We start from the raw sequence: 22,391 nt of genomic DNA, 5'->3' as shown, positions 1-22,391 counted from the left end.
CGGGGGATCCGCGCAAATGGCTGAGGAACAGAAACTCCGGGACTATCTCAAACGAGTGACCGCGGAGCTGCGGCAGACCCGCCGCAGGCTGGCCGAGGTGCAGGACCGGGCACCCGACCCGGTCGCGGTGGTCGCCATGGGCTGCCGCTTCCCCGGCGGGGTGCGCTCGCCGGAGCAGTTGTGGCGGCTGCTGGTGGCCGAAGCCGATCTGATCTCCGGATTCCCGGCCGATCGCGGCTGGGACGCCGACGCGCTCTACGACCCGGACCCCGACACACCGGGCCGGACCTACGTGCGAGAGGGCGGCTTCCTGTCCGATGTGGACGATTTCGACGCGGGCTTCTTCGGGATCTCGCCACGCGAAGCGGCCGCCACCGATCCGCAGCAGCGGCTGCTGCTGGAAACCGCGTGGGAAACCCTCGAACGCGCGGGCATCGACCCGCTGTCGCTCAAGGGCAGCCGCACCGGCGTCTACGTCGGCTGTCACTACCAGGACCACGGCGTGCTGCTGAAGCAGGCGCCGGACAGCTACGAGGGTTACGTGGTCACCGCGAGCAATCCGAGCGTGGTGTCCGGCCGGATCGCCTATGTGCTGGGGCTCGAAGGCCCGGCGGTCACCATCGACACCGCGTGCTCGTCTTCGCTGACCGCACTCCACCTCGCGGTCCAGGCGGTGCGGCACGGCGAGTGCGAGCGCGCGCTGGCGGGCGGGGTCGCGGTGATGGCCACCCCGGCTTCATTCACCGGGTTCAGCAGGCAACGCGGGCTCGCCCACGACGGGCGCTGCAAGGCGTTCGCCGACGCCGCCGACGGGATGGGCCTGTCCGAAGGCGTCGGCCTCGTCCTCGTCGAGCGGCTGTCGGAGGCGCGTCGTCTCGGGCATCCGGTGCTGGCGATCGTGCGGGGTTCGGCGATCAACCAGGACGGCGCGTCGAACGGGCTGACCGCGCCGAACGGCACGTCCCAGCAGGAGGTCATCCGGCAGGCACTCGTCAACGCCCGGCTCTCGGCCGACCAGGTCGACGCCGTGGAAGCGCACGGCACGGGCACCACGCTGGGCGATCCGATCGAGGCGCAGGCGTTGCTGGCGACGTATGGACAGGGCCGCGAGCGGCCGTTGTGGCTCGGGTCGATCAAGTCCAACATCGGCCACGCCCAGACCGCCTCCGGGGTCGCCGGTGTGATCAAGATGGTGATGGCCATGCGGAACGGCCTGCTACCGAAGACTTTGCACGTCGACGAACCTTCGTCGCATGTGGACTGGTCGGCGGGCAAGGTGTCGCTGCTGACCGAAGCGCGGCCGTGGCCGGAGGTGGATCGTCCGCGTCGGGCCGGTGTGTCGTCGTTCGGGGTCAGTGGAACCAACGCCCACGTGATCCTGGAACACGTTCCGGCCGAGACGCCGGAGCCGTCCACTGTGGACTCCTTTGTGCCGCTGGTCCTCTCTGCCAAGACCGAGCCCGCGCTGCGCGAAGCGGCCTGGCAGCTGTCCTCCCTTGTGGACACCGGACTGCCCGACATCGGCTTCTCTCTCTCCACTACCCGCTCCGGTTTCGAATGTCGCGCCGTTCTGGTGACCCGCGAGGAGCGCTCGGCCGAGAAGGGGCTCCGGGCGCTGGCCGACGGCGAGGAGGTCGCCGGTCTGGTGCGCGGTGTGGCGGGTGATCCGGGCAAGGTCGTGTTCGTGTTCCCGGGTCAGGGTTCGCAGTGGGCTGGGATGGGCCTGGAGCTGTATGGGTCTTCTCCGGTTTTCGCTGCGCGTTTGGATGAGTGTGCGGAGGCGTTGTCGTCCTTTGTGGACTGGTCTCTTGTCGACGTTTTGGGTGATGAGGCCGCGTTGGCGCGGGTTGATGTGGTTCAGCCGGTGTTGTGGGCGGTGATGGTGTCGTTGGCTGCGGTGTGGGAGTCGTACGGTGTTCGCCCTGATGTGGTGGTGGGTCATTCGCAGGGTGAGATCGCGGCCGCGTGTGTGAGTGGTGCTCTGTCGTTGGTTGATGGTGCGCGGGTGGTTGCGTTGCGGAGTAAGGCGATCACCGCACTGGCTGGTAAGGGCGGGATGGTTTCGGTTGCTCTGCCGGTGGGCGAGGTGCGTTTGGCCGAGGGCTTGTCGGTTGCCGCGGTGAATGGTTCGACGGCGACGGTGGTGTCGGGTGATCCCGCGGCGCTGGACGAGCTGATGGCGGCGTGTGAACGAGACGGGGTTCGGGCGAAGCGGATTCCGGTGGATTATGCGTCGCATTCGGTTCAGGTGGAGCAGATCCGCGCGGAGTTGCTGGACGTTCTCGCTGGGGTCAAGCCGACGTCCGGCAGGATTCCGTTGTTCTCCACCGTCAGTGGCGAGCTGGTCGACGGTTCGGGTCTGGATGCCGAGTACTGGTACCGGAACTTGCGCCAGACGGTGGAGTTCGGGAACGCGATCAGGTCGTTGTCGGAGCAGGGTTTCGGTGTGTTCGTCGAAGCGAGCGCCCATCCGGTCTTGACCATGGCCATTCAGCAGACCGCCGAAGAAGCCGTCGCTGTCGGCACCCTTCGTCGTGACGAAGGCGGCCTGGACCGCGTATTGCTGTCACTCGGCGAGGCCTACGTCCACGGTGTCGAGGTCGATTGGACACCGGCCTTCACCGGCGCGCACCGCGTCGACCTTCCCACCTATCCGTTCCAGCGACAGCGCCACCGTCTTCCGGTGTCGGGATCGACGGGCGCGGATCTCGAATCGGCCGGTTTGCGGCAGGCCGGTCATCCGTTGCTGGGCGCGGCCGTCGAAACGCCGGACGGCGCGCTGGTCCTCACCGGCCGGATTTCCCTGCGCGACCACGGCTGGCTGGCCGAGCACCGGGTCTTCGGCTCGGTACTGCTGCCCGGCACCGGGTTCGTCGAGCTCGCCGTGCACGCGGCCGATCTCGCCGGCTGCGGCCGGGTCGACGAGCTGGTGCTGGAGGCGCCGCTGGTGCTTCCGGAAAGCGGCGGCGTGCAGATCCAAGTGGTGACGGAACCGGAGGGCGAGGAGGGCGGCCGGGCGTTCCAGGTGCACACCCGGAACGGCGACGCGGGCGAATGGGTGCGTAACGCCACCGGCGTGATGAGTCCGGAACCCGGCGAATCCGGGTTCGACACGGCCGCGGCCTGGCCGCCGCCGGACGCGGATCCCGTGCCGGTCGACGGCTTCTACACCGCGTTCGCAGAGCGCGGCTACGGCCACGGGCCCGCGTTCCAGGGTCTGCGTGCCGCGTGGCGCCGCGGCGACGAGGTGTTCGCCGAGGTCCGCCTGCCCGAAGAACATGCCGGGCAGGCCGGGCAGTACGGCCTGCACCCGGCGCTGCTCGACGCGGCGTCGCACGCGGTCGCGCTCACCGCGTCCGAACAGGACCAGGCCCATCTGCCGTTCTCGTGGCAGGGCGTGACACTGCACGCCGCCGGAGCGGCCGCGGTCCGGGTGCGGGTCGCGGCGACCGGACCGGAGACCTACCAGGTGGCATTGACCGACGAGAGCGGTGCGCCGGTGCTGACCGTCGAGTCACTGACGGTCCGCCCGGTGACCAAGGACCGGTTGCGCACGGGCCACGACTCGCTGTTCCACGTCGCCTGGAAGCCGGTGCGGCAAGGGAATCTGCCACACGATCAGGCGATCGGCGTGCTCCGCGACGACCTCGGGCTCACCGGCCTGCGCGTCGAGCGCTACGGCTCGCCGGCGGAAGCGGCCGGGTCCCCGCCCGCCATCGTGCTCGTCACGCTGGCCGGAGGGACCGGGGACTTGGCGGCCGAGGCCCGGGCGATCACCGGGCGGGCACTGGAGCTCGTCCAGCAGTGGCTGGCCGACGACCGGCTTTCCGAGAGCACGCTGGTGTTCTGCACGCGCGGCGCGGTGCTCACCGGGAGCGGCGACCCCGATCAGGACCTGGCCGCGGCCACGGTGTGGGGGCTGCTCAGGACCGCGCAGACCGAGCACCCCGGCCGGTTCGTCCTGCTCGACATCGACGAGCATCCGGCGTCCGCGTCGGCGCTCCCGGCCGCGCTGGCGACCGGCGAGCCCCAGCTGGCGATCCGCGCGGGAGAGATCCACTGCCCGCGACTGGCCCGCGCTTCGGCCGGCCAAGACAACCCCGTCGACCTCACGGGGACGGTGCTGGTCACCGGCGGGACCGGGACGCTCGGCAGGCTCGTCGCCCGGCACCTCGTCGAGGCGCACGGGGCGCGGAGCCTCGTGCTGCTCAGCCGTCGCGGCGCCATCGAAGGGGCCGAGGAGCTCGAGCGGCTCGGGGCGAAGGTGAAGATCCTTGCCTGCGACGTCGGCGACCGCGCCGATCTCGCGGAGGTGCTGTCCGGGCTGGAAGGGCGGTTGTCCGCGGTCGTGCACGTCGCAGGCGTCCTGGACGACGGCGTCGTCACCGCCCAGTCCCCGGACCGGGTGGACCGGGTGTTCACGCCGAAGGTCGACGCCGTGGTCAACCTGCACGAGCTGACCAAGGACGCCGGGCTCTCGGCCTTCGTGGTGTTCTCTTCGGCGGCCGGCACGTTCGGCAGCGTGGGACAGGCGAACTACGCCGCCGCCAACGCGTTCCTCGACGCCTTCGCCTGCCACCGCCGCGCGCAGGGCCTCCCCGCCGTTTCCCTGGCGTGGGCGTTGTGGGCGCAGCGCAGCGCGATGACCGAGCACCTCGGCGACACCGACGTCGCGCGGATGATGAAGGGCGGCATGATCCCGCTGGCTTCGCGGGACGGGCTGACGTTGTTCGACGCGGCACTGAATTCGGCCCACCCGGTGCTGGTGCCGGTCAAGTTCGACACCGCCAAACTGCGTGCCCGCCCGGAAACCGTCCCGACGCTGCTGCGCGATCTCGTCCGGGCGCCGGTGCGCCGCGCCTCGGCGGGCGTGGCCATCGAAGGCGGCTTGAAGCAGCGGCTCGCCGGGCTTCCCGAGGGCGAGCGGGAATGGGCACTTGTCGACTTGGTGCGGGGGCACGTCGCGAGCGTGCTCGGGCACTCGTCGCCGCAGGAGATCGAGTCCGGACGCGCTTTCACGGACCTGGGGTTCGAGTCGCTCACCGCCGTCGAACTGCGCAACCGGCTCAGCTCGGCCACCGGGCTGCGCCTGCCGGCGACCCTCGTGTTCGACCACCCGACCTCCGCGGCACTGGCCGGTTTCCTGCGCGAGCGGCTGTTCCCGGCTGAGCCCGCCCCCGTGACGGCACCCGTGCGCGACGCGGCGGCGGAGATCGACGAACTGGACGTCGCCGGTCTGATCGACCTGGCGCTGGAAGCGGGAGCGGGCCGATGACCACGTCGCAGGAGAAGGTCGTCGAGGCACTGCGAGCCTCGCTCAAGGAGACCGAACGGCTCCGGCAGCTCACCGCCGCGGCCGAGGAGCCCATCGCGATCGTGGCGATGAGCTGCCGGTTTCCCGGTGGCGTGCGGTCCCCGGAGCAGTTCTGGGACCTGCTGGCCGGCGGGACCGACGCCATCTCGGAGTTCCCGGACGACCGCGGCTGGGGCGCCGACGGACGCGGCATCGGCGAAGTCCGCCACGGCGGTTTCCTTTATGACGCGGCGGACTTCGACCCCGCCTTCTTCGAGATTTCCCCGCGCGAGGCGCTCGCGATGGACCCGCAGCAGCGGCTGCTGCTGGAGACATCGTGGGAGGTGCTCGAACGCGCCGCGATCGATCCCCGCACCCTGCGCGGCAGCCGGACCGGCGTGTTCGCGGGCGTGCTCAACAACGAGTACGGCTCGCGGCTGCGGTCGATCCCGCCCGGGGTGGCCGGGTACGTCGGCAACGGCAGCGCGGGCAGCATCGCCTCCGGCCGGGTGTCGTACACCTTCGGCTTCGAAGGCCCGTCCCTGACCGTCGACACCGCGTGCTCGTCGTCGCTGATCGCGCTGCACCTGGCGTGCCGGTCCCTGCGACAGGACGAGTGCACCCTCGCCCTGGCCGCCGGGGTGACGGTCATGGCCACGGCGGGCACGTTCGCCGAATTCGGCCGCCAGCAGGCACTCGCCCCCGATGGCCGGTGCAAGACGTTCGCCGACTCCGCCGACGGCACCAGCCTGGCCGAGGGCGCGGGTGTGCTGCTGCTGGAACGCCTTTCCGACGCCCGGCGCAACGGGCACCCCGTGCTGGCGGTCGTACGCGGTTCGGCGATCAACTCCGACGGCGCTTCGAACGGGCTGACGGCGCCCAACGGCCCTTCGCAGCAACGGATGATCCGGCAGGCGCTGGCGAACGCACGGGTGACCGCCGGACAGGTCGACGTGGTCGAGGCGCACGGCACCGGCACGACCCTCGGCGACCCGATCGAGGCGCAGGCCATCCTCGACACCTACGGGCAGGAGCGCGAACGCCCGCTGTGGCTCGGGTCGGTGAAGTCCAACATCGGCCACACGCAGGCCGCCGCCGGGATGGCGGGCGTCATCAAGATGGTGCTCGCCATGCGGCACGGCTTGCTGCCGAAGACTTTGCACGTCGACCGGCCCTCCACCCACGTCGACTGGTCGGCCGGCGATGTCCGGCTGCTCACCGAAGCACGCGACTGGCCGGAGACCGCCGAGCCGCGCCGGGCCGGTGTGTCGTCGTTCGGGGTGAGCGGTGCCAACGCGCACGTGATCCTCGAAGCCGTCGAAGAACCAGCCGTGGAGCCGAGGGAATCCGTTGTCGCGGCGCCTCTTCCGGTGGTCCTGTCCGGACGCGACGTCGCGGCGGTCCGCGAGTCGGCCCGGCGGGTACGCGCGGCCGCGCGGGACCTGGAGCCCGCCGACGTGGCCTTCTCACTGGCGACCACGAGGGCGGGCTTGGAACGCAGGGCGGCGTTCGTCGCCGCCGACCGGGACGAGCTGCTGCTCGGCCTCGACACCATCGCCGACGGCGGCACCATTGGCACCGCGATCGCGGACGGCCGGCTGGGTTTCCTGTTCGCGGGTCAGGGTTCGCAGCGGGTGGGGATGGGTCGTGAGCTGGCTGCTCGGTTCCAGGTGTTCGCAGAGGCTTTCGACGAGGTGTGTTCCCGTTTCGAGTCTTTGCGGGACGTCGTGTGGTCTTCGGATGACTTGCACCGCACGGAATTCACGCAGCCCGCGTTGTTCGCGTTCGAGGTTGCCCTGTATCGGTTGTTGGAGTCGTGGGGTGTCGTCGCGGATGTTCTCGTCGGGCATTCGATCGGTGAACTCGCCGCGGCGTATGTCGCCGGTGTGTGGTCGTTGGATGACGCGTGCCGGGTGGTGGCAGCGCGCGGAAAACTGATGCAGGCGTTGCCTTCGGGTGGCGCGATGGTGGCGGTGCAGGCTTCGGAAGCGGAAGTCGTCCCGTTGTTGATCGACGGCGTGGGTATCGCGGCGGTCAACGGTCCTGCGTCAGTGGTGATCTCCGGTGGGGAAGAGGCCGTGTTGGCGGTCGCCGCGGAGTTCGCCGGGCTCGGTCGCAAGGTGAAGCGGTTGCACGTGAGTCACGCTTTCCATTCGGCGTTGATGGAGCCGATGCTGGCGGAATTCCGTCGTGTGCTTGAAGAAGTGGAGTTCCGCGCACCGTCGAAGGTGATCGTGTCCAACCTGTCCGGTGAGGTGGCGGGGGAGGAGTTGTGCACGCCGGAGTACTGGGTGCGGCATGTCCGTGAGCCGGTCCGGTTCGCCGATGGGGTCGCCACGGCCAGGGCGCGCGGTGTCACCACGTTCCTGGAAATCGGGCCAGGCGGCGCTTTGACGGCGATGGCGGACGAAGGTGCCGTCGCGGCCTTGCGCGCGGATCGCCCGGAAGAGCCCGCCCTGATGGCCGCGTTGGGCCGGTTGTTCGTCCGTGGGGTGCCGATCGACTGGGCGCCGCTGTTCGACGGCGCCCGCCGGATCGACCTTCCGACGTACCCGTTCCAGCGCGAGCGTTACTGGCTGCGCGACGCCTCTGACGAGCCCGCCACCTTCACCTCGGTGGTGGAGATAGCCGGCCGCGATCGCTTCGTGTGCACCGGTGAACTCTCGGTCGCCGGGCAGCCCTGGTTGCGCGATCACACCGTGCACGGAGCGGCCGTCGCTCCCGGTACGGCACTCGTCGACTTCGCGCTGCAGGCCGCGGCCCGGATCGGCTCGGGCCACCTCCACGACCTCGTGCTCGAAGCCCCGCTCGTCGTGCCCGCCGAAGGTGCGGTGGAGCTCCAGCTGACCGCTGACGAGCCGGACGGATCGGGGCGCCGCGAGCTGAACCTCTTCGCGCGCCAGAGCGACGTGCCATGGACCCGCCACGCGACCGGTTCACTGACGGCGACGGGCGATCCTTCGTCCTTCGACGCCGTGCACGAGTGGCCGCCGCGCGGAGCGGAGCCTGCCGACATCGACGAGTTGTACGGCCGGTTCGCCGACCATGGCATCGCGTATGGGCCCGCTTTCCGTGGTGCGGAAGCGGTGTGGACCCGCGGCGAGGAGATCTTCGCCGAAATTCGGCTGCCTGGCGGGCAAAGCGGCGGCCAGGGTTTGCATCCGGCGCTGTTCGACGCCGCGCTGCACGCCGCGGCGCTGGCGGAGTACGCGGGCAGCGGGCTGCCGTTCGCCTGGCGAGGGGTGACGCTGCACTCGACCGGCGCCACCGCGCTCCGGGTCCGGATCACGCCGTCGGCACCGGAAGGGATCTCGCTGCTCGCCACCGACGATGCCGGACGTCCGGTGCTGTCGATCGGCTCACTGGTCCCGCGTCCGCTCCCCGCGGGCCATGACTCGCTCTTCACACTCGAGTGGAAGCCCGCCCAGCCGGGCGAAGCAGCGGAACAGGACACTGTCGTCGAGGAGTTCCCGGCCGGTGGCGGCACCGTCGACGAGATCCACGCGGCGACCAACCGCGCGCTGCACCTGATCCAGGTTTGGCTGGCCGAAGACCGCCCCGAGCGGCTCGTGTTCGCCACGCGCGGCGCGGTCTCCACCGGGCCAGGTGACGAGCCGGATCTGACCAACGCCGCGGTCTGGGGCCTGGTCCGGTCGGCACAGACCGAACATCCCGGCCGCTTCCAGCTCGTCGACCTCGACGAACGCGGGATCGTGCCCGCCTCGGCCGAACCGCAGCTGGCGGTCCGCGGCGACGCGGTGCTGGCGCCCCGGCTGACCAGAGCCGCTGTGCCGAACGAACCGGACGGCCGCGGACCTCGGGGCAAGGTGCTGATCACCGGGGGCACCGGTGGTCTCGGTCTGCTGGTGGCCCGGCATCTGGCCGCCGAGCACGGAGTCCGCGACCTCGTGCTGCTCAGCCGCACGGGCACGGTGCCGGAGGGGATCAGCGACGGCGTCGAGGTCATCGCCTGCGATGTCGCCGACCGCGCCGCACTGGCCGACGCGCTGTCCCGGGTGGGACGCGTCGGCATGGTGGTGCACGCGGCCGGGATCCTGGACGACGGCGTCGTCGGCGGTCTGTCCGCGGACCAGGTCGACCGGGTGCTGCGCGCGAAGGTCGACGGTGCTCTGCACCTCGAAGAGCTCACCGACGACGACACCGAATTCGTGGTGTTCTCTTCGGCCGCCGGTGTCTTCGGCGGAGCGGGTCAAGCCGGCTACGCCGCGGCCAACGCCTTCCTCGACGCGTTCGCGCAGTCCCGCCGCGCCCGTGGCCTCCCGGCGACGTCCCTGGCATGGGGACTATGGGAACAGGGCGGGATGGCCGGCGGCCTCGGGGCGAACGATCTGGCCAGGATGACGCGAGGGGGCACCGCCGCGCTGACAGCCGAAGAAGGCCTCACGCTCTTCGACGCCGCGCGCGCCGCGGACCACCCCGCCCTCGTCCCGATCAAACTCGACCTCGCCGTCCTGCGTGACCAATCCGAGCCCCATCCGTTGGTGCGGGACCTGGTCCGGGTCCCGGCCCGGACTCCGGCGCCCCGCGCCACCGGCGTTCCCGGCGAAGCCGAACTGCTGGACCTGGTGCTGGCCGAAGTCGCGGCGGTACTCGGCCACGGCGGCGCCGGCGCCATCGACCCGGACCGAGCCTTCAAGGAGCTCGGTTTCGATTCGCTGACCGCCGTCGAGCTGCGCAACCAGCTCAACGCCGCGCTCGGCCTGCGGCTGACGGCGACCCTGGTCTTCGACCATCCGACGCCGGCCGCGCTGGCCGAGCACCTGCGCCGGGAACTGCACGGCGCCTCGCCCGAGCCGGCCGAGCGGGCACGGCAGGCACCCGCCGACGACGATCCGGTCGTCATCGTGGCGATGAGCTGCCGTTATCCGGGCGGTGTCACGTCGCCGTCGGAGCTGTGGGACCTCGTCTCGGCGGGCCGGGACGCGATCACGCCGTTCCCGGCGGACCGCGGGTGGGACGTCGAGGGGCTCTACGACCCGGACCCGGATCGCCGCGGCCGGTCTTACGTCCGCGAAGGCGGGTTCCTGCACGACGCGGCCCAGTTCGACGCAGCGTTCTTCGGCATTTCGCCGCGCGAAGCGATCGCGATGGACCCTCAGCAGCGGCTGCTGCTGGAGATCACCTGGGAGCTCTTCGAGCGCGCCGGGATCGACCCACGCTCTATGCGCGGCAGCCGGACCGGCGTGTTCACCGGGATGATGTACCACGACTACGCCGCCCGGCTGCTGGTCGTCCCGGAGGACGTCGAGGGCTATCTGGGCAGCGGCAACGCGGGCAGCGTCGCCTCCGGTAGGCTCGCCTACACACTGGGGCTCGAAGGTCCCGTGCTCACGATCGACACCGCGTGCTCGTCGTCGCTGGTGGCACTGCACCTGGCGGCGCAAGCCGTGCGGCAGGGGGAGTGCGACTCCGCCATCGCCTCCGGTGTGACGGTGATGGCGACGCCCGCGGCGTTCGTGGACTTCAGCCGCCAGCGAGGGCTCGCGGTGGATGGCCGCTGCAAATCCTTCGCCGAAGCCGCCGACGGGACCGCTTGGGGCGAGGGCGCGGGCGCCGTGCTGGTGGAACGGCTGTCGGACGCCCGGCGCCTCGGCCATCCCGTGCTGGCGGTCGTGCGGGGGAGCGCGGTCAACTCCGACGGCGCCTCGAACGGCCTCACCGCGCCGAACGGACCGTCACAGCAGCGAGTCATCCGTCAGGCGCTCGACAGCGCGGGCCTGTCCGCCCGCGACGTGGACGCCGTGGAAGCGCACGGCACGGGTACGACATTGGGTGACCCGATCGAGGCACAGGCGCTGCTCGCCACCTACGGCCAGGACCGCGAACACCCGCTGTGGCTGGGTTCGGTGAAGTCGAACCTCGGGCACACCCAGGCCGCGGCCGGCGTCGCCGGGGTCATCAAGATGGTGGAGGCCATGCGGCACGGCGTGCTGCCCGAGACCCTGCACGTGGACGAGCCCTCCTCCCACGTCGACTGGACGGCCGGCGAGGTCGCTCTGCTGACCCGGCGACAGGAATGGCCTGAAGCAGGCCGGGCGCGCCGCGCCGCGGTGTCGTCCTTCGGCATCAGCGGGACGAACGCGCACGTCATCCTCGAAGCCCCGCCCGCCGAAGTCGCGTCGGCGCCGGAGCCTCGCGACGATGTCGCCGTCCCCGTGCTGCTGTCCGCGAAGAGCGAGCAGGCCTTGCGCGAGCAGGCCGAGCGCTTCCGGCTCGTGGCCGATCGGGACCTGGCGGGTATCGCGTGGTCGTCGGCGACCACGCGGACCGTCTTCGACCACCGGGCGGTGGTGATCGCCCGTGACCGCGCCGAGTTGGAGCGCGGCCTGACCGCGATCGCGACCGGCACTCCGGCCGCGCAGGTCAGCGTCGGCGTGCCCGAACCCGGCGCGGTCTGTTTCCTGTTCTCCGGTCAGGGTTCCCAGCGAGCCGGGATGGGCAGGGAACTGGCCGCCCGGTTCCCCGTGTTCGCCAAGACCTTCGACGAGATCTGCGGCGAATTCGGCCCGCTGGCCGACGTCGTATGGGAGAAGCCCGAACTCCTCGACCGCACCGAATTCGCCCAGCCCGCGCTGTTCGCGTTCGAGGTGGCGCTCCACCGGCTGCTCGAATCATGGGGCGTGACGGCGAAAATGCTGGCCGGGCACTCGATCGGTGAACTCGTGGCGGCTCACGTCGCCGGGCTCTGGTCGACCGCCGACGCCTGCCGGGTGGTCGCGGCCCGCGGCAGGCTGATGCAGGCGTTGCCGGAAGGCGGCGCGATGGTCGCTGTCGAGGCCACCGAAGCCGAGGTGGCGCCCTTGCTCACCGAGTCGGTGAGCCTCGCCGCGGTGAACCGGTCGTCGGCGGTGGTCGTCTCCGGAGCGGACGAGGCGGTCACGTGGATCGCCGAGACCGTCCGCGCCTGGGGCCGCCGGACCAAGCGGCTGCGGGTGAGCCACGCGTTCCACTCGCCGCTGATGGAGCCCATGCTGGCCGACTTCCGCCGGGTGCTCGACGACGTCGAATTCCGCGAGCCGTCGATGCCCATCGTGTCGAACCTGACCGGGCAGGTGGGCGGCGAGGAACTGCGCTCGCCCGAGTACTGGGTCCGCCACGTGCGCGAGACGGTCCGCTTCGCCGACGGCGTGGCCGCGGCAAAGGCCGCCGGCGTGACGACCTTCGTCGAGATCGGCCCGGACGGGCCGCTTTCCGCGCTGACGCCGGGCGCCACCGCGTTGCTGCGGGCGGACCGGCCCGAACCGGAGTCGGTGCTGGCCGCGCTCGGCGCCCTGCATGTCCGCGGCGTCGGCGTGGAGTGGCCCGCGGTACTCGAAGGAATCGAAGCTCCCCGGGTCGAGCTGCCCACCTATCCGTTCCAGCGCAAGCGTTTCTGGCTGGACGCCGAGCCGGCCACGGTCGGCCCGGCCACTGAGCCGGACGAAGTCGTCGTCGCCGATCTCCGCCAGGAGCTCGACTCACTGGACCAGAGCGGCCGCGACAAGGCCGTGCTGGACCTGCTGCGAGCCGCCATCGCGGCCGTGCTGGGCCACGACTCTCCGGACGAGGTGCCACCGGAGGCCGACCTGCTCGACCTCGGCTTCGCGTCGCTGACCGCGGTCGAGCTGAGCAACCGGCTGGCCACGGCGACCGGCCTGGACTTGGCACCGACGCTGGTCTTCGACCACGCGACCCCCCTCGAGCTCATGCGCTACCTGCGTGCCGAGCTGGCCACCCCGTAAGAAGAAAGAGGAATCATGGACACGCTGAACTCGCCCGGCTCGCAGCCCACTTCGGCGGACTGGCAGATCCTGTGGCAGGACGATTTCGACGGCCCGCGGGGCGCACCGCTCGACCGCGACCGCTGGAAGGTGATCACCGGCAAGCCGTGGGCGGCCGGGATCGAGTCCTACTCGGACGACACCGGCCACCTGAGCCTGGACGGCGACGGGCACCTGCGGATGACGGCCACGCACAGCGAAGAAGACGGCTACGTCTCGGCCTGGATCGAGACGGTGCGCGAGGACTTCGTCCCGGCGCCGGGCGGCGCGCTCAAGGTCGAGGCCGTGGTCAAGACCGCGCCGGGACTGGGCCTCGACTGCGCGATGTTCGCGTGGGCGAACCGGATGCGCCACCTCGGGGACACCGAACCGCTGCAGGGCTGGTATCTCTCCGGCGAGCTGGACATCTTCGAAGTGGTCAACTCCGAGCCCGCCAACGTGTACGGCGTCGTGCACTCGCCCGAGTGCCACCAGCTGCCGTCGCTGGGGATGGGCACCGCCACCGCCACGCCGGACGGACGGCCGCTGAGCGAGGACTTCCACACCTACTCCGTCGTGTGGACCCGCGACCCGGACTCGATCACCTGGTACCTCGACGGCCACGAATACCTGCGGCTCACCCCGGCCGACACCACCCCGAAGGGCTGGCTGTTCAACCAGGAGGTCTTCGTCGGACTGCTCGTGGTGGTCGGCAGCCCGGGCGGCCCGGTCATGCCGGGAGAGCCCGACCCCGCCGCCTTCCCGACGACGATGCTCGTCGACCGCGTCACCGTCGCGGAGCTGGCGCCGCGTGTCGTCCGGTCGATCACGTGAAATCGGCGGTGCCGGACCTCGTGAGTGGCGTTTCGGGTTAGAACCCGAAATGCCACTCACGACCCACTGGGCCAGAGGCCCTCAAACGGCAGATGTGCCCAGCTCCAGCCGTCCACTGTGGATCTCGTCGATGAGGGCCCGCGTGAGGTCGAGGTCCGCCCGCAGATGGGCGCGCAAGTGTCGCATCTCCACCAGGGCCACACGCGGCACGTCGCGTCCGGTCAGCGCGTCGTACTCGGCCTGCGACGCCGCGAGCCTGCCTTCGAGCAGTACGCAGCGATGCTCGAGCCTGCTCGCGGCGTCCTCCGCCGTCAGCAGGGACATGAACGCCAGCGCGGCGCAGTAGGCGGGGTACTCCGGGGTGAGGGTGACCAGTAGCTCGCGCAACCGTTCGCGGGCGAGCTCGCGGCCTGCCGTGGTGATCGAGTAGACGGTGCGTTCGGGGCGCCTGCCTTCGCGGACGGTCTCGACCGGCTCGATCAGCCCGGCCTTCGCCAGGGTGTCCACCGTGTTGTACAGCGCGCCGTGCGTGACCTTGACGATCTGGTCCAGGCCCTGTTCCCGCATCCGCTGCCGCAGCTCGTACGCGTGCTGTGGCCGATCGGTGAGCAGGCGCAGCACCGTGAGGCCCAGCGCAGTGAGAGTCCGCACTCCTGCTCCCCGTAACTTGGTCCGGCAAGTATAGTCTGATTGTACTATTTTGCACGGACGGCTTCAGGGGGCGAACATGGACGGGCAGGCCGTCGAGCCGGAGATCCGCGTCGAGCGCGATTTCATGGAGCACTGCCGCGCGAAGCTGAACCGCATGCGCGGCGAGGCCACCGCGATGCTCGACAGCGGCGCGGCCGAGGGCGACGCCGTCACGGACAAGTACTTCAACCACGCGCTGCGCGAGTTCCGCAAGCAGGTGGTCAAGGACCTGTCCGGCTTCGACGACGTGCCGCTGTTCTTCGGCCGCCTCGACTACCCGGCGGGCGATGTCTTCGACATCAAGGCCGACCTGGTGCGCGGCGGCGACTCCCATACGCGCACCGAGGACAGCGACCTCGTGTACGTCGGCCGTCGCGGTGTCCGTGACGAAGACGGCGAGCCCATCGTGATCGACTGGCGCGCCATGCTTTCCCGCGCCTTCTACGAAGCGTCCTCCCTGGACCCGATGGGCGTGCGCGTCCGCCGCCGGTACGGCTTCGACCAGAACGGCGTGCTGACCGCCTACGAAGACGAACCGTTCACCGGCGAGCACAACTCCGACGACGGGGGCGGCCTGCTGGCGGCGGAGATCGAGCGTCCCCGCCAGGGACCGATGCGCGACATCGTGGCCACGATCCAGCCCGAGCAGATGCGCCTGGTGCGCGCCTCCGCCGACCAGACGCTGTGCATCCAGGGCGCGCCGGGCACCGGCAAGACCGCGGTGGGCCTGCACCGGTTGGCGTACCTGCTCTTCTCCGAAAGAGACAGGCTGCGCAAGGAGGGCGGCGTCGCCGTCATCGGCCCCAACAGTTCGTTCCTCGCCTACATCCGCAACGTCCTGCCCGCGCTGGGCGAGATCGAGGTCTCCCAGGTCACCATCGACGACCTCACCGGCCAGGGCCGCACTGTCGGTCGCGTCGACGACCCGGCGGCGGCACGCGTCAAGGGCAGCCTGGAGATGGCGGAGGTGCTCAAGCGCCATCTGTGGTCTCAGATCACTCAGCCGACGGAGGCCCTCGAGCTCAAACACCAGCACCGCACCTGGCGGGTGTCCGTCGAGGAGCAGGCCGCCGAACTCGAGGACGTGCTCAGCAGGCGAACCGGCTACGGCGCCGGCCGCGAACTGCTCGTCCAGCGCCTGGCGCATCGCGTGCTGCGCCAGATGGAACGGGTCGGCCGGGCGGGGACCACGTTGACCCAGCTCTGCCGGAACAGGGCGATCGGCCAGGCCGTCCGCCAAATGTGGCCCGCCATCGACCCCGCCCGCCTGGTCTTCGACCTTCTCACCGACCCGGACCGGCTGGCCGCCGCGGCCGACGGGGTCCTATCGGCGGAGCAGCAGCAGACCATTCTGCTGAGCCCGCGTCCGCGCAGTGCCAAGGCGATGATCTGGTCGACACTCGACCTGGCCCTGCTCGACGAAGCCGCGGGCCTGGTCGATCGGCCGGTCCGGCTGGGGCACATCGTGATCGACGAGGCCCAGGATCTCAGTCCGATGCATTTCCGGGCGATCTCCCGCCGGGTCGCGGGAGCCTGCACGGTGCTGGGAGACCTGGCGCAGGCGACGAGCCCGTCGGCGGTGCGGGACTGGTCGGAGGTGCTCGCCCACCTCGACCGTCTCCGCGGGCGGATCGAAGTCCTCGACCGCGGCTATCGGGTGCCGGCCGAGGTGCTGGATTACGCGGCCCGCCTCCTGCCGCATATCGCCCCGGACCTGACGGGCCCGACTTCCTTCCGGCACAGCGCGGACGCCCTGCACGTGACCAGGACCAGCGAGGACGAGCGGACCCGAACGATCATCGAGTCATGCGAAAACGCACTGGCCCGTGAAGGCTCCGTTTGCCTCATCGCCGCAGACGAAGAGATTCCGGAATTGCACGCGGCCTTGACGGCCGAGGGTATCGGGCACACGGTCCTCGGCGGCGACGCCCTGGAGGCGGAACGCGTGACGCTGGCACCGGTGACCCTGGCGAAAGGTCTTGAATACGACACGGTCCTGGTCATCGAGCCGAGCCGCATCGTCGACGCGGAGCCTCGCGGGCTGCAGCGTTTGTACGTGGCACTGACCCGGGCGGTGAGCAGGCTTCACGTCGTGCACGCCCGGCCGCTCCCGGCGGCTCTCGCGGACGAACGCGTGCTCGCCGACGTCCATTAGTCCACCGTGGAATCCGGTTTCGGCGGCGATCGTAAGGGTCGGTTAGGGGTGGGGTTGGATTCGGCGGCTGGATAGCGTGAGTGAATCGTTGAGGCGATTCTCCTTGTCGGCGAGATCTCATGAATTCTGGATGTGGAATAACAATGAATTCTGTCAATGTTCTTGTCGTGGGCGCCGGTCCCACCGGTCTCACACTGGCCTACGACCTCGCACGGCGAGGTGTCTCGGTGCGCATCATCGACCGGGACGCGAAGTTCACCACCGCGTCCCGCGGTAAAGCCGGGATCCAGCCACGCACCCAGGAAGTGTTCGACGACTTCGGCGTCGTCGACCAGGTCATGCGCGTGGGCACCACCCGGTTGCCGTTCCGGCGTTATCACCGCGATCAGATCGTCAGTGAAGCGGTTCCTTACGAGGCCAACGATCCGCGGCCGGACGCCCCGTACCGGCGGCTGCTGTTCGTCCGGCAGTCCTTGGTGGAGGGAATCCTCCGGGATCGGCTCGCGGGAACCGGATACACGGTCGAGTCCGGTGTCGAACTGCTTCGGTTCGAGCAGGGCGCCGAAGGAGTGAAGGCGACGCTCGGCTCGGCCGAGGGGTCCGAAGAGGTCACCGCCGATTACCTGGTCGGGTGCGACGGCGGGGCGAGCACCGTGCGCAAGTCGCTCGGGCTGGAGTTCCGCGGATTCACCGAGGAAGACCGCAAGCTGCTCGTCGGGGACGTCGAGGTCGACGGGCTGGAGCCCGACGCCTGGTACCAGTGGTACGACATGGAACGCGGCATCCTCTTGCTGTGCCCGCTCGCGGACACCGGCACCTGGCAGATCCAGGCGTCACCGCCGATGGACGCCGACGGCACGCCGATGGGTCCGTCGCTCGAGGCCCTGCAGTCCGCGGTGGACCGGATCACCGGGATGCCGATCCGGCTCGGCAACCCGACCTGGATGTCGACCATGAAACGGAACGTGCGGATGGTCGACACCCTGCGCGTCGACCGCGTCTTCCTGGCGGGCGACGCCGCCCACGTGCACCCGGTCACGGCCGCGCTCGGCGCGAACACCGGCGTGCAGGACGCGTACAACCTGAGCTGGAAGCTGGCCAGGGTGCTCGGCGGCGCCGAGGACGGGCTGCTCGACACCTATGAGCGCGAGCGGGTGCCCATCGCCGAGTGGACGCTCAAGACCGCCTGCGACGCGGGCGACCTGATCTTCGAGGCGATGCTGGCCGGCAAGGGAGGCGCCGAGAAGGGGCTGACCGAGGCCTCTTTGCAACTCGGCCTGAACTACCGGGAAGGTCCGCTCAGCCGCGACCTCGTCAGCGGGGGTGCCCTCCGCGCGGGTGACCGGGCGCCCGATTCGCCGTGCCCGGGAGCCGGTGACGGCGCGACCACGCTGTTCGATGTCTTCCGCGGCCCGCATCTGACGCTGGTGGGTGTCGGCGCGAGTACCGCCGCCGCGCTCGGCGTCGTGGCCGACAGCCAGCCCGGCGACGTGCGCACGGTTCTGCTGGCCGAACATCCCGAGGCGTACGCCGCGCCGGACGACCGGCTCGTCCTGGTGCGGCCCGACGGCTACATCGGCCTCGTCGCGCCCGCGGACGACGCTCAGGCGGTACTCGACTATCTGTCCGCTCTGGACAGTTTCGCACTGGTGGAGGACTGATGTACCGGCCCGAGTACTTCCGCGCCCCCGATCTGGAGGCGCAGCACGACCTCATCGAGGAGTACCCGTTCGGTCTGCTCACCCTGTCCATGTTCGGCTCGCCCGCCGCCGTGCATCTCCCGTTCGTGCTCGACCGCGATTCCTGGCCGTACGGCAAGCTGCGCGGTCACCTGTCGCGGGGCAATCCGATCGCGAAGGCATTGTCCGAGAACGTCGAAGTGCTGGTGGCCTTCACCGGCCCGAGTTCGTACATCTCGCCGGATCACTACGAAAGCCAGCCGCATTTCCCGACTTGGGCCTACGCGGCGGTGCACGTGAAGGGGCGGCCACGGCTGCTCGACGACGCGAGGACAGTGCGTCAGCTGACCGATCTGATCGCCGATCAGGAGGCCCGTCTGGCTCCCAAAGAGCCGTACGTGCTGCCTCGCGAGTCCTCGGAGCTATTCGACGAGTATCTGCAACTCATCCAGGGTTTCGAGATCTTCATCGGCCGGATCGACGGCATATTCAAACTGGGGCAGAACAAGACACCGCGTGACATGTCCGCCCAAGCGAAGGCATTTCGGGCACGGGGAACGGAGAGTTCGCTGCGCATGGCAGAAGCACTGGAACAGCACAACCCGTTTCCCAAATATTCATGAATGAGGTAAAGCACAGTCGTTTATCGGCGTGCTTGAATCGGCTGACGCATATCAATAGATCAAATGGGTGATAAGTCGGATCGCTCTGTGTGACCTGACATCCCGGCAACTCCTCTGGTATCGTGATCAACACGTAGCATCGGGACTGGGTCTCAATTTCCCGATGACTGGGGTGTGTCTGGGGTCTCTTGGCCGGCGAATATGTCGGTCTGGCTCCGCTGTGCAAAAATAAATGTGCCGTGGGGGTCTTTGTGGTTGCGCTGGTCGAACGTAATCGGCAATTGGTGACCTTGGAAGGGATGGTGAAAGCCGGCCTTGGCGGTGTCGTGACGGTGCGCGGTTCCATCGGCAGCGGAAAGACCGTGCTGCTGGCCGAATTCGCCCGGCTGGCCGCCGAGGCCGGCGTGCGTTGTGTCACAGTCGCGGCCGCTTCGAGCGGTACGGACCCTTGGGACCTTGTGGCCGAGGTGGCCGCCGCGGCGGGGCACCCGGGGAAAGACCCGGTGGCGGCACTCGCCGAGCTGGTCGCTGAGGGTCCGCTGGCCGTGTTCGTGGACGATCTGCACCGGGTGGGCGCCGCGCCGGTGGGGCTGCCCGCCGCCGCGGCGCGGTTGAGTGCCCTCGGCGTGCTGGTCGTGCTGGCCGGTGACGTCGAGGCCACGCCGTCCTGGGCCGCGATGTACGCGGAACTGTTGCGGCTGCCCGGTTTCCGGTCGATCAGACTGCCCGCGCTGACGCCGTCCGGGGTGCTGGAGGTGCTCTCCGGCCACCTGGACGGCCCCGGCGATCCCGAGCTCGTCGCCGAGGTGTACGCCATGACCGCCGGAAACCCGCTGCTGGTACGCGCTCTCGTGGAAGACCTGCTCGCGGTCGACCCGGAAGATCGGCTGCCGGTGTCACCGGGCCACGCCTTCCGTGAGGTGGTGTCGGTCTGCCTCGGCCGGATCGCGCCGCAGGCGGCCGAGCTCGCGGAGTGCGTCGCGGTGCTCGGCGACACGATGGATCCGGCCGTGCTCGCCGCCGTCCTCGGTGTCGACGAAGCACAGTTGCCCGCGCTCGTGCGCGCTCTGGGCGGCATCGGCCTGTTCGCCGACGGGGACGTGCCCGCGTTCCGGTCGCCGGGGCTGGCCGCCGCCGTGCACTCCGTGGTCAGCGCGGCTCGTGCCACCGATCTGCGAGTCCGCACGGCCTCCGCGCTGCGCTCGCGTGGCGCGGAGGACGGCGAGGTCGCCGCGCTCCTGCTGGAAGCGGGTTGCGCGCCGGACGAATGGGCGGTCACCGCGTTGTTCGACGCGGCAGGACGCTGCCTCGACGAGGGCGACGTCGACCTCGCGCGCCGGTACCTGCATCTGGCGGCGCACCCTCGCCCGGGCCGCGAGTCCTCCCGTGTCGACGCCCGCGCGATCTCGCTGGGCTGGCTGCTCGACCCGGCGACCGTTCCGCGCTGGCTCGGAAGTGCCGTCGAGGCCGTCGAAAGCGGCGGATTCACCGCCCGCGAGGCGATCATGCTGGCCGGGCAGCTGCTCTGGCACGGCTGGTACGACGAGGCGGGCCCGATCCTGGACTGGCTGGCCACCAACGAGGACAAGTTCGCCCCGGACGACGCCGCGGATGTGCAGACCCTCTCGCTGCATATCGCGATCACCCATCCGGGGATGACCGGGCACCTCGCCTCCGTCGATCCCGAGCAGGCCCGCAACGACGTGGTGACCAGGGCCAGCGACGCGCTGCTGCATTCGATGCACGTCCTGCGTGCCGTGATCGTCAACGGCCCGAGCGAGGATCTGGTGCGCGAAGCGCTGCGCCTGCTGGAAGTCTGCGCTCTCCGGCGGATGCCGCTCGAACCGTGCCTGTTCGCGTTGCTGTCCCTGGTCTACGCCGACGAGCTGGGCAGTGCGGCGCATTGGTGTGATCAGCTGCTCGAAGAGGCGGAACGGCGCGGCATCCTGTCGCTGGAGGCGACGCTTCTCGGGTCCCGCGCGCATATCGCGTTGACGGCGGGCGACCTGCCCGCGGCCGAGACGCACGCCCGGCGGGCGCTCGACGTCCTGCCCGCCGAAGGCTGGGGGACCGCCATCGGCGGCCCGCTGAGCACGCTCGTCGCCGCGCTGGTGGGCATGGGCCGGTTCGAGGACGCGGCCGCAGAGCTGGGCAGGCCGGTGCCCGCCGCCATGTTCCGCACCGTTTGGGGCCTGCGGTATCTGCGCTCGCGCGGCTACTACTACCTCCACACCGGGGGTTTCCGTGCCGCTCTCGGCGACTTCCGGTCGATCGGTTCGCTGATGGCCGAATGGGAGCTGGACAGCCCGGTCTTGCTGCCCTGGCGGTCCGACGCCGCCGAGGTCCACTTGCAACTCGGCGAGGGCGCGGAAGTGGTGCGGCTGCTGGACGAGCAGGCGAGCCTGCCCGGCGGTGACTGCGGCAAGCTGCGCGGGGTCGAGGCCCGCATCCGGGCGAGCAACACGGATCGGGGAGACCGCAGCCGCGCCCGGACCGCCGCGGTGGCGGTGGAGCATCTGGAGGCGGCGCAGGACCGGCTGGAACTGGCCAAGGCGCTGGCCGTGCTGGGCGACGCCCATCGCGCTTCCGGGGACGGCCGCAGAGCTCGGATGGTGACCCGCCGCGCGCTGCACCTGGCCACGTTGTGCCGCGCCGAGCCCTTGGTGTCCGGGCTCACCGGGCAGCAACGGCCCGCCCGCGCCGGCGGCACAGGAGCCGAGCAGGGGCTGGAATCGCTCAGCGACGCCGAACGGCTGGTGGCCGAGCTGGCCTCCTGGGGCAATACGAACCGGGAGATCGCCCGCAGTCTGCACGTCACCATCAGCACGGTCGAGCAGCATCTCACCCGGGTCTACCGCAAGCTCAACGTGAGCCGGAGTGATCTGCCCGCCGACCTCGGCCTGCCGGCCCAGGCGGGGCCGGCCACCCGGCGCGATCTGCAAAGCCGGGTGGAGGCCTATGCCCGGTCCGCCGCTTCACCGCAAGGCCGATAAGAGTCGGATAGCCCGGCCTTCAGGTGACGCGAAGGGAGCTTTCCCCGCACGCGATGCGGGGAAAGCTCCCTTCGCGTCACCCACGAGTCTTGCGTCCGCTGTGGAGCCCCGTGGTTCCGCAAGGCCGATAGGAGTCGGGTAGGGGTCGCTTAGGGGCGGCGGGAATGGTGACGGTGCCGCGGTGACGGCGACATAATCGTTTCCGGGAAGGGCCGGTCCGCCGGTCGTTTCCCTTGAGGAGTGAGGCAAAGGTGCAGGGTGTCGGGGAACCCCACAAAGGGGACAAACATATGCGCCAAAAGTGTGTTTGGCAAACGCGAGAACCCCCCCCCGCGCACCCCCCCCACGAGAGTTATATTTGAGT

At 70.2% G+C, this 22,391-nt stretch carries 8 protein-coding genes; 7 read left to right on the top strand and 1 reads right to left on the bottom strand.

What is annotated here, in order from left to right; translation table 11 throughout:
- Window positions 1-16 precede the first annotated feature (16 nt).
- The 3 genes from ACIRGA_RS22280 to ACIRGA_RS22270 are packed head-to-tail and all read left to right on the top strand — an operon-like array spanning window position 17 to window position 13,887.
- Window positions 17-5,275, top strand: a complete 5,259-nt coding sequence (locus ACIRGA_RS22280) for a type I polyketide synthase (protein WP_400943937.1) — start codon at window positions 17-19, stop codon at window positions 5,273-5,275.
- The gene (locus tag ACIRGA_RS22275; RefSeq protein WP_400943934.1) at window positions 5,272-13,035 is read left to right on the top strand and encodes an SDR family NAD(P)-dependent oxidoreductase; all 7,764 of its coding nucleotides are present in this window, start codon (window positions 5,272-5,274) and stop codon (window positions 13,033-13,035) included. The genes ACIRGA_RS22280 and ACIRGA_RS22275 overlap by 4 nt, the downstream gene beginning before the upstream one ends.
- Before the next feature lie 15 nt (window positions 13,036-13,050).
- The gene (locus ACIRGA_RS22270) at window positions 13,051-13,887 is read left to right on the top strand and encodes a family 16 glycosylhydrolase (RefSeq protein WP_400943931.1); all 837 of its coding nucleotides are present in this window, start codon (window positions 13,051-13,053) and stop codon (window positions 13,885-13,887) included.
- 81 nt (window positions 13,888-13,968) lie between these two features.
- On the opposite strand, the gene ACIRGA_RS22265 is transcribed toward ACIRGA_RS22270, so the two are convergent.
- On the bottom strand, window positions 13,969-14,538 hold the full coding sequence (locus ACIRGA_RS22265; RefSeq protein WP_400943928.1) for a PadR family transcriptional regulator: 570 nt from the start codon (window positions 14,536-14,538) through the stop codon (window positions 13,969-13,971).
- A 76-nt stretch (window positions 14,539-14,614) separates the two neighbouring features.
- Here ACIRGA_RS22265 and ACIRGA_RS22260 point away from each other — a divergent pair, with 76 nt between their 5' ends.
- From ACIRGA_RS22260 to ACIRGA_RS22245, 4 genes are all read left to right on the top strand, one after another.
- Window positions 14,615-16,732 (top strand): HelD family protein, encoded by a 2,118-nt coding sequence (locus ACIRGA_RS22260; RefSeq protein ID WP_400943925.1) that lies wholly within the window; start codon window positions 14,615-14,617, stop codon window positions 16,730-16,732.
- Between the two features lie 119 nt (window positions 16,733-16,851).
- Window positions 16,852-18,393, top strand: coding sequence for an FAD-dependent oxidoreductase (locus ACIRGA_RS22255; RefSeq protein ID WP_400943922.1), 1,542 nt, complete (start codon window positions 16,852-16,854; stop codon window positions 18,391-18,393).
- Window positions 18,393-19,034: an FMN-binding negative transcriptional regulator gene (locus tag ACIRGA_RS22250; RefSeq protein ID WP_400943919.1), complete on the top strand. Its 642-nt coding sequence runs from the start codon at window positions 18,393-18,395 to the stop codon at window positions 19,032-19,034. The genes ACIRGA_RS22255 and ACIRGA_RS22250 overlap by 1 nt, the downstream gene beginning before the upstream one ends.
- Before the next feature lie 299 nt (window positions 19,035-19,333).
- A complete protein-coding gene (locus ACIRGA_RS22245; protein WP_400943916.1) occupies window positions 19,334-22,027 on the top strand; it encodes a LuxR C-terminal-related transcriptional regulator in 2,694 nt (897 codons plus the stop codon).
- Window positions 22,028-22,391 lie beyond the last annotated feature (364 nt).

The sequence above is a fragment of the Amycolatopsis sp. NPDC102389 genome, from assembly GCF_044765885.1.
Classification (GTDB): Bacteria; Actinomycetota; Actinomycetes; order Mycobacteriales; family Pseudonocardiaceae; genus Amycolatopsis.
This window is presented reverse-complemented; position numbering and strand designations above follow the sequence as displayed.

What these genes read in the sequence shown, in the direction of transcription:
- ACIRGA_RS22245 (WP_400943916.1), top strand. Translation starts at nt 19,334, where the DNA reads ATGGTGAAAGCCGGCCTTGGCGGTGTCGTGACGGTGCGCGGTTCCATC.
- ACIRGA_RS22260 (WP_400943925.1), top strand. Translation starts at nt 14,615, where the DNA reads ATGGACGGGCAGGCCGTCGAGCCGGAGATCCGCGTCGAGCGCGATTTC.
- ACIRGA_RS22255 (WP_400943922.1), top strand. Translation starts at nt 16,852, where the DNA reads ATGAATTCTGGATGTGGAATAACAATGAATTCTGTCAATGTTCTTGTC.
- ACIRGA_RS22275 (WP_400943934.1), top strand. Translation starts at nt 5,272, where the DNA reads ATGACCACGTCGCAGGAGAAGGTCGTCGAGGCACTGCGAGCCTCGCTC.
- ACIRGA_RS22270 (WP_400943931.1), top strand. Translation starts at nt 13,051, where the DNA reads ATGGACACGCTGAACTCGCCCGGCTCGCAGCCCACTTCGGCGGACTGG.
- ACIRGA_RS22280 (WP_400943937.1), top strand. Translation starts at nt 17, where the DNA reads ATGGCTGAGGAACAGAAACTCCGGGACTATCTCAAACGAGTGACCGCG.
- ACIRGA_RS22250 (WP_400943919.1), top strand. Translation starts at nt 18,393, where the DNA reads ATGTACCGGCCCGAGTACTTCCGCGCCCCCGATCTGGAGGCGCAGCAC.